Source organism: Burkholderia sp. AU31624, from assembly GCF_020420065.1.
Lineage (GTDB): Bacteria > Pseudomonadota > Gammaproteobacteria > Burkholderiales > Burkholderiaceae > Burkholderia.
Map to the genome: position 1 here is coordinate 1025804 of NZ_JAIZRT010000003.1, position 13147 is coordinate 1038950.

Below are 13147 nucleotides of genomic sequence, written 5' to 3' on the forward strand. Positions count from 1 at the left end.
AACCTCATGGAGTGAACACGATGAAGACGATGAAACGGGCGGCATGCGCCTGTGTGCTGATCGGCGCGGCCTTCGCCGCTCACGCGCAGGCCGCGTCGACGCTGACGCGCGCCCAGGTCCGCCAGGAACTCGTGGAATTGCAGGCCGCCGGCTACCGAACGAGCCTCGCCAGCAGTCCCGACTTTCCGGACCACATGCAGGCGATCATGCGCCGTGCCGCACAGGCACGCGGCGAGGACACCGGCTACGGCAGCGAAGGCGGGGCAAATGGGGAATCGGGCAAGCCGGCGCTGCCGCACGCAATCGACCGCGGCACCTACGCGCATCACTGACGGCAGATTCAACCGGATCGCGCGCACAACGGTGCGCCCCGACCGGCGACGGAGAGACGCATCGCGCACCGCGCCGACCGACGCGATGCACGTGCGCAAACATCACACGCTGAAGCGGTTCAGCGTGTAGGCGCGGTAGGCCGCGACGAACGCGTCGAACGATCCGGCCTCCTTCGCTTCGAGCTCGGCCTGCTCGGCCAGCGATTTCGCGGCGAGCGCCTGCTCGGTGCGCAGCGTCTCCGCCGACGGCGGATGCGCGCGGAAATGCGCGGCATGCGCTTCGCTCTGCGCGAGCGCGAACCCGAGGAACGACTGGCCGCGCTCGCGCATCGTGCGCAGCACGCGCGCGGACGGCGTGCGCTCCGGATCGGCAAGCTTCTCGCGTTGTGCAGCGATTGCGCGCACATGCTCGTCGCCGCCGCGGATCTCGTCGAGACGGCGCCCGACGGTTTCGATATCGGCCATCAGGTCGTCCGCCCATGCCTGCAGCGTGACCGGCTGGCCGTCGCGCTGCAGCGTGAGCCCCGGCTTGCGTCCTTCCATCGTCACGCTGCCGAAGTTCGCGTTTGCTTCCTTGTACGCGGGGCAATCGAGCGCCGGGCTCTCGTCGAGCGCGCACGCGAGCAGGAACGCGTCGATGAAGCGCGCGGTTTCCAGTGCGATACCGGTCGGCTCGAACGGATCGATGTCGAGACAGCGCACCTCGATGTACTGCACGCCGCGCGACGCGAGCGCATGCAGCGGCCGCTCGCCCGAATACGTGACGCGCTTCGGCCGGATCGTCGAGTAGAACTCGTTCTCGATCTGCAGCACGTTCGTGTTGATCTGGATCCACTCGCCGTCGCGATGCGTGCCGATCGCCTCATACGCCGGATACGGCTCGCTCACGGCTTTCGACAGCGCGTCGAGATAGCCGGGCAGCGTGTTGTAGTCGACGTGCAGCGCGGCCTGGGCGGTCGTGTTCGAGTAGCCGAGATCGCTCATCCGCAGGCTCGTCGCATGCGGCAGGTACAGCGTATCGGCATCGAACGTGTCGAGCCTGTGCGGCTTGCCGCGCAGGAACTTCGTGTCGAGCGCGGGCGACGCGCCGAACAGGTACATCAGCAGCCAGCTGCGGCGGCGGAAGTTGCGGATCTGCGCGAGATAGCGCTCCGACTGGTAATCGACGAGCGTGGCCGTCGAGCCCTCGTCCGCATGCAGGCGCCGCCACACTTCCTCGTGCAGCGAGTAGTTGTAGTGGATGCCGGCAATGCACTGCATCGTGCGGCCGTAGCGATACGCGAGGCCGCGCCGGTACACCGTCTTCAGGCGGCCGATGTTCGACGTACCGTAGTTGGCGATCGGGATCTGGTCGTCGGCCGGCAGCAGGCCGGGCATCGAGTCGTTCCACAGGATCTCGTCGCCGAGCGACGCATAGACGTAGCGATGCAGATCGTCGAGGCGTTCGAGCGTGATCGCGGCGTCGCCTTCCGCGGGCGTGATCAGCTCGATCAGCGCTTCGGAGTAGTCGGTCGTCAGCGACGGGTGCGTGAGCGCCGAACCGAGCGCGCGCGGATGCGGCGTGAACGCGATCATCCCGTCGCGCGTCACGCGCAGGCTTTCCTTTTCGATGCCGCGCAGGCCGTCGGGCAGATGCTGCCGCGTCGGGCCCGAGCTCAGCGCGTCGAGGCGATTCAGCAGCAGTTCGGACTGGCGGTGAGTCATGGTGTTCGACATGGAGACGCAAGTGCGTGACGGCCGCGCGCAGAACGCCGCGCGCGGCCGGCTGGATTGTTGGTCGCTTCGTTGGTAGCGGGCACTTTAACATCTCGCCGAAACACGCGCTTGAGGTGGCGCCGGGCACGGTGCGCGGGCCGGAGCGGGCCGCCGGACGGGCCGGTCGCGGCGGTCGCCACCTCTGCGACCGGTTCCATGCGGCGCCAACGGGCACGCCGGATACGCGAATTCGTCTGACGGAACGTGATGCGCGAACGGGTGGCGGCAGGTGCAACCCTGCCGCTGAACCGATCGCGGAAAGCGCGGTAAGTGGGCATCGCGCGCCCCACATCCGGCCGACGACGGATGCGCGGAATTGCCGTGACGGCCGGTGTCCGGTGTCCGGTGTCCGGTGTCCGGTGTCCGGTGTCCGGTGTCCGGTGTCCGGTGTCCGGTGTCCGGTGTCCGGTGTCCGGTGTCCGGCGGTCAGCCTACGCAGGTCGGCATGACCTGCGCAACGGGTTGCATCGCGGCCTCGCCAGGTCGCACCCGGCCGCAGGCCACCGCGATCACCCGCCGCGCGCGCCGCCCGCCCGGTCGGCCACCTCATTCCACAAGTGCAGCGCCGCGTACGCGCGCCACGGCCGCCAGCCTTCGGTGCGGTGCTTCTGGGTCGCGAGCCGGTCGAGCGCCGGATCGCGTGCGGAGATCGACTGCATCAGCACGAGATCGGAGGCCGGCCAGGCGTCCGGATCGCGCCATGCGCGCATCGCGATGTATTCGACGGTCCACGGGCCGATGCCGGGCAGATCGAGCCACGCGCTGCGCAGCGTCGCGAGGTCCGCGTGCTCGCGATCGACCGGCACGTCACCGGCCGCCACCGCGCGCGCCACGCCCGTCAGGGCCGCCACCCGCTTGCCGGGCATCCCGATCTTGTCGAGATCGCAGGCGGCCAGCGCATCGGGCGTCGGGAAACGCCACGCGGGCATGCCGTCGTCCTCCTGAACCACACGCTCGCCGGCCCGTTCGACGAGCCGGCCGACGATCGTCGTCGCGGCCTTCACGCTGACCTGCTGGCCGACGATCGCGCGCACGGCCAGCTCGAACCCCGACCATGCGCCCGGCACACGCAGCCCCGGCGCGGCCTCGACGAGCGGCGCAAACCACGGATCGCGCGCGAGCCCGCTGCCGATGGCGGCCGGATCGGCGCCGAGGTCGAACATCGTCGCGACGCGCATGGCGAACGCATCATCGACATGACGCGCGACCGCGCCTTCTACCGTCGCGACCAGGCAGTGCTTGCGCGGATGTTTCGCGACCGTGAGCCGGCCGGCATCGCCGTGCAGGTCGACGATGCGGCGATACACGCCGTCCGCCACCTGCTCGACACCCGGAATCGCGCGCCCGCTGAAAAAGCGCAGCACGCGCGCCCAGTCGTAAGGCGCATTGAAGCGCAGCTCCATTTGCGCGGACGGCGGCACATGGCCGCCGTTCACGATGGAAGTGATGGTTGTTTTTGCGATGCTCAAACTGCGCTGCCCTCCGCAACGGATTCGGTTTGATCGTCGTGCACATGACGCGCTTCGGAAGCGAGCAGCGTCGCCTTGCGGCGCACGCCCCAACGATACCCGGAAAGCGCGCCACCCTTCTGTACGACCCGGTGGCACGGGATCGCGAGCGCGACCGGATTCGACGCACACGCGGACGCGACGGCGCGCACCGCGCGCGGCGCACCCAGCGCCTCGGCAATCTCCGAGTAGCTGCGCGTTTCGCCGTACGGAATATGCGTCAGCGCCTCCCACACGCGCTGCTGGAATGCGGTCGGCGCGATGTCGAGCGGCAGGTCGAACGCGTGCCGTGTGCCATCCAGATACGCGCGGATTTGCGCGACGAACGGCTCAAGCCGTGTCGACGCTTCGACCAGTTCGGCACGCGCGAACGCATCCTTCAACTCGCCGACGAGCGCGGCCGGCTCGTCGCCGAACGCGATCCGGCAGATGCCCTGCCCGGTCGCGGCGACGAGCACGGTGCCGAGCGACGTCGATGCGGTCGCATAGTCGATCCGCAGCCCCGCGCCCTGCCGGCGAAACGCCGACGGCGCCATCCCGAGCTCGCGCGGCACCGACGCATAGAGCCGCGACGGCGAGTTGAAGCCCGCGTCGACGGCCGCCTGCGTGACCGGCTGCCCGCTTTGCAGCGCCTGCCGCAGCGCGGCGCCGCGCTGCGCGGCCTGGTACTGCCGCGGCGACACGCCGACCACGCGCTTGAAGAGCCGCTGAAGGTGAAACGGGCTCACGTGCACGGCGTCGCTCAGTTGCTGCAGCGTGAGCCGTTCGGCCTGCGCGTCGAGCACCGCGCACGCGCGGTTGACGATCTCGAGCTCGCGCGGCAGCCCTTCCGGCTGGCAGCGCTTGCAGGGCCGGAAGCCAGCCGCACGCGCGGCGGCCGTATCGGCGTAGAAGGACACATTTTCGCGGCGCGGCAGCCGCGACGCGCAGGTCGGGCGGCAGAACACGCCGGTCGTGCTTACGGCGTAGAAGAACGCGCCGTCCGCATGCGGATCGCGCTCGGTGACGGCGCCCCAGCGGGCATCATCGGTCGGATAGGCGGTTTTCATCTGAACCTCGCACTCTCTAGTGTAGATGGTGCCTACTCTAGACATCGGCACGTGCCGTCGCGCCCTGAATCTTGCTCTGTGATTCGGGCTCGATAATCGGGGGCGAATCGACTGAAAATAAATCCGACAAACCGCGCGCGCCGGCTGTTCCGGCGCGGTTTTCGTCATTGTCCCGTCACCATTTTGCTGCAGTGCGGATGCGACAAATCGCCGTCCTGACGTTTTTTTGCATTCGGAATATTGCGTCGCACCATCGCCGTGTGTATAGTTGGAACTGTCTCCTCCATGTCTCCTCCTGATATGGATTAAGCCCGTTCCGCTCTGCGTGAACGGGCTTTTTTTCGTCCGCCGATTGTGCCGCGTTCCGGCCGGCGGCGCAGGCGCGATGCGTCTACACTCGATGCTCGTGGACTGCGAAGGAGAGCCTTGCCCATGAAACCGACCATCCGCGCGATCGATCACATCGTGCTGCGCGTGACCGACATGGCCGCGATGACGCGCTTTTACTGCGACGCCGTCGGCTGCCATGTGGAGAAGGAACAGCCCGATCTGGGCCTCGTGCAACTGCGCGCCGGCGACGCGCTGATCGACCTGCTGTCGGTCGGCGGCCCGATCGACCGTCCCGACAGCGGCCCGCCCGGCACGGGACGCAATCTCGATCACCTGTGCCTGCGCGTCGAGCCGTTCGATCCCGACGCGTTGGCCGCCCATTTCGCCACGCATGGCGCGCGGCCGGGCGCGCCCGCGGAGCGCTACGGCGCCGGCGGCTACGGGCCGTCGATCTACCTGTTCGACCCGGAAGGCAACATGCTCGAATTCAAGGGGCCACCGGCCGCGGTCGGCTGAACGCGGCCGGTACGCGGGCCGTCACGCGTCCGCGCGCGCCTTCAGCACCGTCCACTCGACCGCCACCGGATCGTGGTCGGCGCTCGAGATCCACGCGGCGCCGTCCTGCACCGTGCATTGCAGGCGCATCGTGCGCTCCGCGAGTTTCCCGAGCGCGGCCGCGACACCGTCGTTCAGCGACAGCACCTGCACGTTGCGCAGCCGCTCGACCTTGCTGCGCACGCCCTGCCACCAGATATCCGACGTCTTGCCGCCATATGCGATCACCGTGACCTGCCCGGCGCGGCCGGCCGCCTTCGAGATGCGCCGCTCGTCGGGCTGGCCGGCTTCGATCCAGACGTCGATCGCGCCGGTCAGGTCCTTCTGCCACAGGTCGGGCTCGTCGACGTCCGACAGCCCCTTGCAGAATTCGAGCCGCTCGTGCGCGAACAGCGCGAACGCGACGATGCGCACCATCATCCGGTCGTCGGTTTCGGACGGATGGCGCGCCACCGTCAGCGCGTGATCGGCGTAGTAATGCCGATCCATGTCGGCGATTTGCAGTTCGGCTTTGTAGATCGTGGATTTCAGCGCCATGCGGAGTCGGCCCGGGCGGGCATTCGGTTCGGTCGGGCCGTGATGATACCGAATGCGGGCCGTCCGGCGCCTGTCATGCACTACCCACAGCGCAACGGCCCGGCATGGGCCGGGCCGTGTTCGGTTCGCGCCGCCGGCTCATCGGGCCGGCGCGCTCGCGCGTCGTGTGACGGCGCGGTGAATGAGCGGTTACTGCTTGACGAAGCGCGAATCGGTCCAGAGACCCTGCTGATCGCTGTTGTCGGCGCTGACGAACTGCACGTCGCCCTGGTCGACCGACACCACGCGGAAGCGCTGGCCTTCCGGCACCGACAGGCACCGGTAATCGTCGAAGTATTGCTGCTTCGCCTGCGACTTGCCGTCACGCTCGTGACTCAGTACGGAGTCCAGATTGTCTTTCGACAGGCAGCCCCATGCGTTCTTCGTCAACTGGATTTCCTGCTTCGGCTTGACGGCTGAATCGCCGCCGGCTTGGGCAATCGACACCGCGCAAAATGCGCCGACGAGGGCAAAGAGGATACCGGTACGTTTCATCATGTTCTGTCTCCAGGCTTGCGGGCACCAGGCTTGGGTTAGCTATGTGTTTAAAGGTGATCGTGAACCCGCGTTTTTCACTTTAGAAGACCGGCAAGCGATAGCAAGCACATTTGTTGTGCGACCGCAATAGCGGCGGATTGTCGCACCCCGTGCGCAGCCTGTTTTTCTCACCCTGCGTAGACACGACGACGCGCACCGCCCGACGAACCGGCTCGCGCCGCCGGGCGGAAAGCGTTACTCAGCAAGACTTTCATCAAAGTTACAATGCGGCGATTGAACGGTTTGGATAATCCATTTCGCTATCCGGATCATTTTGATGCGCCGCACATAAAGTCATCCGAAACGATTCGACTTTACCGCAACGCGGAATCGCATTTACCTGATACAAGAAAAATGCCAGGTATAAGCGCATCCGTATTTATCCGTACTTCGCCGCATGGTTTCAGCGCCCGCGAAAGCCCCGCCGCAAGCGCATTTGGCCAGCGTGTTTACCCTGCCTTATTCTGGGTAGCTTGCTGGCGTTCGAAATAATCGCGCTGAAAAATGCACATGCGATAAGCGTTGTGATACGCGCCGTTTCCGAAAAATTCTTCCTTCAATTCGGCCTCGTGCTGGAATCCGCATTTCTCATACACGTGAATCGCCGCCGCATTCGACGTATCGACGATCAGGTACAGCTTGCGCATGTTCAGCACCTTGAACGCGTACTCGATCGCAAGACGCGTCGCCTGGCCCGCATAGCCGCGCCCCTGGCGTTGCGGCGCGATGATGATCTGGAATTCGCCGCGGCGATGGATGTAGTCGAGCTCGATCAGCTCGACGAGGCCGACCAGTTCGTCTTGCGCATCGACCGCGACGAAACGGCGCTCGCGCTGGTCGTGCACGTGGCGGTCGTACAGTTGTGACAGTTCCGAGAAGGTTTCGTACGGCTCCTCGAACCAGTAGCGCATGATCTTTGCGTCGTTGTTCAGCTCGTGGACGAAGCGCAGGTCCTGGCGCTCCAGGGGCCGCAGCGCGAGCGTGTTGGTATCGTTCTGGAGTTGCATGTTCATGTCCTTTTTGATGCCGGCGCACGTGCGGCAAGGCCGCATCCGGGCCTGTTTCGCACTGTAAGAAATTGAACGCGGGCGAAGTTCAGAGCCTAGAATGGGAGCAAGGGTTCCTGCCACCGCAAGGAGGCTATCGTGTTCGAGCAAGTCATACTCGGAATATTCCTCGTGCTGCCGCTCGTGATCGTCGCGGCGCTGTTTTCCGACGAACTTTGGCAGGAACATCGGCGCCAGCATCCGCGCGACGAAAACGCACCGCACATCGACTGGAAACATCCGTGGCGCCGCGTGCGACGCGGGCATTGAGTCGATTGCCGTTCATCCGCGGGGCGTGCCGGCCCGGCCGCCCTGGCATGTGAACGCGTGACGCGCGCTGTTAAGCCCCCGAATTTCGCCTCGATCCGATTCCCACTTGATCCGCTCACTCCGCGAGACGCCGCCGTGAACGACCAGCCCGCCCAACCTCCGCGTGATATTCCCAGCGAAACGATCGACCTGCAAATCGCCGACGTGCTGGCGGCCGTCCGCTACCCGGCCAACAAGGATGCGATCGTCGATGCCGCGCGCGACGCCGGCGCCAGCAACGAAGTGCTGTCGATGCTCGACGGCCTGCCCGAGCAGGACTACGCGGACGTGAATGCCGTCACCCAGTGGGTCGCCGGCAACTTCGGTCCCGGCTTCGGGGTTTGAGCGCGCACCCATAACGCGATAGGATCAGGCCGCACCGGTCGCGCAGCGGCCGGTTGCCTGTCGCCCGGCGCAAGACCGGGTGTTTCCGCCTACGTGCCCGGGGAACTCCATGGAAGGCATCCTGATCCAGCACACGACACGCCGTCAGCTCTGGTTCGGCGCCCTGACGGCGCTCGTCATCGTGCTCGCGCTCGGGATCGCCGCGCCGCACGCGAACGTCGAGCTGCCGGCCGTCGAGCCGTTCATGCCGATGTGCGCGCTCACCGTGTTCACCACCGCGAGCATCGCGGCGTTCTTTCTCGGCGCGCAGTTCACCGTGACGCGCCAGCCGGTGCTCGGCGCGCTCGGCGGCGCCTACGCGTTCACTGCGCTCGCCGTCGCATTGCAGCTGCTCACCTTTCCCGGCGTGTTCGCGCCGCACGGGCTGTTCGGCGCGCAACCGCAAAGCGCCGCGTGGATGTGGATCTTCTGGCATGCCGGCTTCCCCGGTTTCGTGATGGTCGCGCTGCTCGCGCGCGAGCGGCTGGCGCGCGCCCCGATCGGCGCGCAGCAGACACGCAGGTGGACGGTCGCGCTGATCGGCGGGCCGGCTGTCGTCGCCGGGGTGCTGTGCCTGTTTGCACTGAACGTGTCGCTGCCGCCCGCGTTTCATCCGCCGGGCGACGCGGCCGTGCTGCCCGTCAATGTCGTCGCGCTGATCGTGTGGCTGCTCAATGCGCTGGCGCTCGTGGCCGTGCTGGCCACCGGCCGGCTGCGTACGACGCTCGACCTGTGGCTCGCGATCGCGGTACTCGCGTGCCTCACCGACACGACGCTGAACCTGATGAGCACCCATCGCTTCACGGTCGGCTGGTACCTCGCGCGCGTGTTCAGCATGTTCACGCCGGGCGTGCTCGTGTGCGTGCTCGCGTGGGAAGTGACGATGCTGTACCAGCGGCTGTTCGAGGCGCACGCGACGCTGATCCGTTCGTCCGCCCGCGACGGCCTGACGGGCGCATTCAACCGCATGCACTTCAACGATCATTTCCACACGCTGTTCCTGCAGGCGCGACGGCAAGGCGAACCGCTGTCGCTGCTGATGGTCGACGTCGATCGCTTCAAGGCGTACAACGACGCGTTCGGCCACGTGAAGGGCGACGCGTGCCTGATCGCGGTCGCGAATGCGCTGGCCGGCGCGGTGCGGCGGCCAGCGGACATGGTCGCGCGTTACGGCGGCGAGGAGTTCGCGATCGTGCTGCCGAACACGGGGGCGCGTGGGGCCCGGCTGGTCGCCGAGGAAGCGCGGGAAGCGGTGCTGCGGCTCGATCTCGCGATGCCGACCGCACCCGCCGGACGCGTGAGCGTGAGCGTCGGCTGCGCGACCGTGTCGCCCGACGATCTGTCGACGCCCGATGCGTTGATCGAAGCCGCCGATGCCGCGCTGTATCGTGCGAAGGATACAGGGCGAAACAGGGTCGTCACCGCCTGAAAACGTCTGCGGTTTCAGGGATTCTTCGGAGATTTGTTACGGTCATTGTGACCGGAATAATCCGCCGTTACGGATTGCGCAGCAGGGAAACGATCGCTTACAGCCGGTGTTGCGGGCGCTCGCTATGCTGGGTTTCATATTGAACCCATGCAGGTAAACGCGATGAAGAAGACCCTTTTGCTGATTGCCGGCGTCGCCGTGCTGTTGAGCGGCTGTATCGTGGTGCCTGATGGCGGCGGGTACTACGGTGGTGGCGGCTACTACCACCATCATCATCGGGACTGGGATTGATGCAAGTGAAGGTCCGGATGGGGTTACGATTTCGGACGTTCAATTCCGAACAATTGCTCGATCACCGCTTCCAGGCCGTCGAGAGACCTAAATTCCGACTGTGATAGCGAACGCTGCCCGTCTCGAACCGCCTTCAGCCCAAGTGCATTGGCCCGCGTATGCCGCACGACACCACGGTCCTCAATGTCGGGGAGCGGATCGCCTGGAGGCCCGCCGAACCAGCGATACTCGATGGCCTTGAGATCGTGATCGACAACGATCCAGAGAACACAACCACTCGGGCATTTTCCCAGCTTCAGGTTGATGTTGACCCGGGACCGAGCACCGTCATAAAGCGATACCTTGAGCTGAATATGCCGCAGGACACTCGCGCTGCTCATGACAAGGTCGTAGCCGCTCGTATCGAACTCCGCGCGCAATACCTCGATGTCCATGACGTCTCGCAGCCAAAGCAGACGCATGACTTCCGCGATGAAGGCATGCTCGACAATGCGCTCCCTCAGCACCGAATAGGTTGCGTGCTTGGCTCGAACTTCTTGGTCGTCGCTTCCGCTCTCCGACACTCCGCCCTCTTTTCTGGTTTGTTGGTTTTTCCGCAGGACAAGTTGGCACCGAAAAGCTTTGCGGGTTCACAACCTTGTTGAAAGTGGTATGCCAGGGCTTGTCCAACCCGCGCCCACGGAAATACAGCGATTGAGAGAGAAAGTCGGCTAACTTGAGCGCCAGCTCACTTCCCAATACAAAACCTGCTAAAAATCACCCCCAGCAGATCATCAGAAGTGAACTCCCCGGTAATCGCATTGAGCTGCTCCTGCGCGAGCCGCAGTTCTTCGGCAAACAGATCGAGTGACTGCGCGCGCTGCTCCGCATGATCCGCCGCTTGGGCCAAATGCTCCTGCGCGGCCCGCAGCGCGATCAAATGCCGCTCGCGCGCAAGATAAACGCCCTCGGCCCCCGCCTGCCACCCTGCAATCCGCAGCAGCTCCGCACGCAGCATGTCGATCCCGTCGCCGCGCTTCGCGGACAGATGCACCTCGGTCAGATCGCCTTCCGCCGCCGGATGCTCGACGCACGCCGCCACACCGGTCAGATCCGTCTTGTTCAGCACGCGCACCACCGGCACGCCGCCCGGGAACCGCGCCGCGATCGTCTCGTCATCCGCCGTCATCCCGGTGCGCGAATCCAGCAGATGCAGCACGACATCCGCCCGCTCGATCTCGCTCCACGTGCGCGCGATGCCGATCCGCTCGACCTCGTCCTCGGTCTCGCGCAACCCGGCCGTATCGATGATGTGCAGCGGAATCCCTTCGACCTGGATCGTCTGCGCGACCTTGTCGCGCGTCGTGCCCGCGATCGGCGTGACGATCGCCAGCTCCGCGCCGGCCAGCGCATTCAGCAACGACGACTTGCCGACGTTCGGCTGCCCCGCCAGCACGACCGACAGCCCTTCGCGCAGCAGCGCCCCCTGCCGCGCATCACCCAGCACGTGCGCGAGCTGCGCGCGGATCTTCGCGAGCTTGCCGCGCGCGTCGGCCGCTTCCAGGAAATCGATCTCTTCTTCCGGAAAATCGAGCGTCGCCTCGACCAGCATCCGCAGCGTGATCACGTCGTCGACGAGCGCATGGATCTGCCGCGAGAACGCGCCGTCGAGCGAACGCCCGGCCGAACGCGCGGCGGCTTCGGTGCTCGCCTCGATCAGGTCGGCGACGGCCTCGGCCTGCGCGAGGTCGAGCTTGTCATTCAGGAACGCGCGCCGCGTGAATTCGCCGGGCTCCGCGAGCCGCAGCCCGAAACCGCGCCCCGCATCGAGGCAACGCTGCAGCAGCAACTGCATCACGATCGGCCCGCCGTGCCCCTGCAGCTCGAGCACGTGCTCGCCGGTGTACGAATGCGGCGCCGGGAAGTACAGCGCGATCCCGCGGTCGAGCGGCGCGCCGTGCTCGTCGAGGAACGGCACGTAGCTCGCGTGGCGCGGGGCGAGCTTCTGCCCGCACAACGCGTCGATCAGCGGCAACGCGGCCGCCTCGCCGCCGCGCCCGAACGACACGCGGACGACCCCGATGCCACCCCGGCCGGCAGCAGTGGCAATGGCGACGATCGGATCGGAATCGGTAGCGAGCATGGGAATCGAATGAATGGGATGAATCGGGTGATCAGTGAATATGGTGCGCCCGCGCAACACTTCGGGCATCGGAACGCCGGCATTGTAGCGTGCCGGCACACCCGTCACCGGCCGCCGCTCAGGATTCGGACACGCTCGAATTTATCCCACCGGGGATAAGCCAGGTATCATCCAGGCGCCATGTCGCAGCCACCATTTCGGACGAGTATGCCTGCTGGAGCGGCCTAACGCTGCGGCCCTTAATTCCAGCACCCACCTCGATCAAGACCGGGATTCGTCTGAACGAGTTATGTTTATCCTGAACGGTTGTCTGGGACACGACGGTGGAATTGCACAATCTCCCCATGCCGACATCCGAAGAAAAAGCCGCGTTCTCGGAACGCCTGAAATTCGCCCTGCGGCGCAGCCCGGAGAAGGTCACCGGTGCGACGGAGCTGGCGAACCGATTCAATCTGCGCCACCGCGGAGCGCAGCCCGTTTCGCCGCAAACCGCGCACAAATGGCTGACGGGCCGCACGATCCCAACGTCGGACAAACTCGTCACGCTCGCCGAATGGCTGCGCGTCGAAGTCCACTGGCTGCATTACGGCCCGTCGCCGAGCGTGATCGAACACCCGACGCCGCAACCGCTGCCACGCGACGAGCGCTATCCGCCGACGCCCGAGACGATCGAACTCGCGTCGAAGATCGAAGCGTTGTCGCCGCATCATCGCTACCTCGTGCAGGAACTGGTCGAGCAGTTCTACGGCGACTCGGGCGAAGCGAAGAAGGGCTGAACCCGCGCTACCGGATCCGCATGTCAAGTCCTGGAATAGGTTGACAGTATCCAGGCGCTAGAACGCCCGATGCACCGCATCGGGCGTTTTGTATTTCAGAGCCGTATGCGGTCGCTCATGGTTGTAGATGTGCACCGACTGTTCGACC

Annotated in this window: 16 protein-coding genes; 7 read left to right on the forward strand and 9 right to left on the reverse strand. The window is 65.8% G+C overall.

Going from position 1 to position 13147, the window contains the following annotated elements:
- The first annotated feature begins 20 nt into the window (after positions 1–20).
- Positions 21–332 (forward strand): DUF4148 domain-containing protein, encoded by a 312-nt coding sequence (locus LGM89_RS15055; RefSeq protein WP_226273318.1) that lies wholly within the window; start codon positions 21–23, stop codon positions 330–332.
- 102 nt (positions 333–434) lie between these two features.
- Here LGM89_RS15055 and gshA read toward each other — a convergent pair whose 3' ends face one another.
- The 3 genes from gshA to ada all read right to left on the reverse strand — a co-directional run bounded on the left by gshA (position 435) and on the right by ada (position 4644).
- The gene (gene gshA / locus LGM89_RS15060; protein ID WP_226273319.1) at positions 435–2048 is read right to left on the reverse strand and encodes a glutamate--cysteine ligase; all 1614 of its coding nucleotides are present in this window, start codon (positions 2046–2048) and stop codon (positions 435–437) included.
- Between the two features lie 548 nt (positions 2049–2596).
- Positions 2597–3556, reverse strand: a complete 960-nt coding sequence (locus LGM89_RS15065) for a DNA-3-methyladenine glycosylase family protein (RefSeq protein ID WP_226273320.1) — start codon at positions 3554–3556, stop codon at positions 2597–2599.
- Positions 3553–4644: a bifunctional DNA-binding transcriptional regulator/O6-methylguanine-DNA methyltransferase Ada gene (ada, locus tag LGM89_RS15070; RefSeq protein ID WP_226273321.1), complete on the reverse strand. Its 1092-nt coding sequence runs from the start codon at positions 4642–4644 to the stop codon at positions 3553–3555. Before ada ends, LGM89_RS15065 begins: the two co-directional genes overlap by 4 nt.
- A gap of 432 nt (positions 4645–5076) precedes the next feature.
- Here ada and LGM89_RS15075 point away from each other — a divergent pair, with 432 nt between their 5' ends.
- Entirely contained in the window at positions 5077–5490 is a 414-nt protein-coding gene (locus LGM89_RS15075; RefSeq protein WP_226273322.1) for a VOC family protein, read from the forward strand.
- 21 nt (positions 5491–5511) lie between these two features.
- Here LGM89_RS15075 and LGM89_RS15080 read toward each other — a convergent pair whose 3' ends face one another.
- The 3 genes from LGM89_RS15080 to speG all read right to left on the reverse strand — a co-directional run bounded on the left by LGM89_RS15080 (position 5512) and on the right by speG (position 7649).
- Positions 5512–6066, reverse strand: a complete 555-nt coding sequence (locus LGM89_RS15080; protein WP_039364653.1) for a YaeQ family protein — start codon at positions 6064–6066, stop codon at positions 5512–5514.
- A gap of 189 nt (positions 6067–6255) precedes the next feature.
- Positions 6256–6603 (reverse strand): surface attachment protein Sap1, encoded by a 348-nt coding sequence (sap1, locus tag LGM89_RS15085; RefSeq protein WP_011353606.1) that lies wholly within the window; start codon positions 6601–6603, stop codon positions 6256–6258.
- 488 nt (positions 6604–7091) lie between these two features.
- Positions 7092–7649: a spermidine N1-acetyltransferase gene (speG, locus tag LGM89_RS15090; RefSeq protein WP_089426678.1), complete on the reverse strand. Its 558-nt coding sequence runs from the start codon at positions 7647–7649 to the stop codon at positions 7092–7094.
- Positions 7650–7787: 138 nt separating this feature from the next.
- On the opposite strand from speG, the gene LGM89_RS15095 reads away from it, so the two are divergent.
- From LGM89_RS15095 to LGM89_RS37180, 4 genes are all read left to right on the forward strand, one after another.
- Complete coding sequence (locus tag LGM89_RS15095) at positions 7788–7958, forward strand: hypothetical protein (RefSeq protein ID WP_039364617.1); 171 nt, start codon at positions 7788–7790, stop codon at positions 7956–7958.
- A 135-nt stretch (positions 7959–8093) separates the two neighbouring features.
- Entirely contained in the window at positions 8094–8342 is a 249-nt protein-coding gene (locus tag LGM89_RS15100; RefSeq protein ID WP_226273323.1) for a DUF2795 domain-containing protein, read from the forward strand.
- A gap of 109 nt (positions 8343–8451) precedes the next feature.
- Positions 8452–9810, forward strand: coding sequence for a sensor domain-containing diguanylate cyclase (locus tag LGM89_RS15105; RefSeq protein WP_226207958.1), 1359 nt, complete (start codon positions 8452–8454; stop codon positions 9808–9810).
- A gap of 162 nt (positions 9811–9972) precedes the next feature.
- Positions 9973–10101 (forward strand): hypothetical protein, encoded by a 129-nt coding sequence (locus LGM89_RS37180; RefSeq protein ID WP_256941070.1) that lies wholly within the window; start codon positions 9973–9975, stop codon positions 10099–10101.
- A gap of 23 nt (positions 10102–10124) precedes the next feature.
- Here the strand turns inward: LGM89_RS37180 and LGM89_RS15110 are convergent, their stop codons facing one another.
- A complete protein-coding gene (locus tag LGM89_RS15110) occupies positions 10125–10664 on the reverse strand; it encodes a hypothetical protein (protein ID WP_226273324.1) in 540 nt (179 codons plus the stop codon).
- Between the two features lie 164 nt (positions 10665–10828).
- Positions 10829–12223 (reverse strand): tRNA uridine-5-carboxymethylaminomethyl(34) synthesis GTPase MnmE, encoded by a 1395-nt coding sequence (gene mnmE, locus LGM89_RS15115; RefSeq protein ID WP_069258102.1) that lies wholly within the window; start codon positions 12221–12223, stop codon positions 10829–10831.
- Positions 12224–12567: 344 nt separating this feature from the next.
- On the opposite strand from mnmE, the gene LGM89_RS15120 reads away from it, so the two are divergent.
- Positions 12568–12999 carry a helix-turn-helix domain-containing protein gene (locus LGM89_RS15120; RefSeq protein ID WP_089426622.1) on the forward strand — a complete coding sequence of 144 codons (432 nt, stop codon included), beginning with the start codon at positions 12568–12570 and terminating at the stop codon, positions 12997–12999.
- Between the two features lie 57 nt (positions 13000–13056).
- On the opposite strand, the gene LGM89_RS15125 is transcribed toward LGM89_RS15120, so the two are convergent.
- The coding region (locus tag LGM89_RS15125; protein ID WP_206139067.1) for an integrase core domain-containing protein at positions 13057–13147 on the reverse strand (91 nt) is incomplete at its 5' end.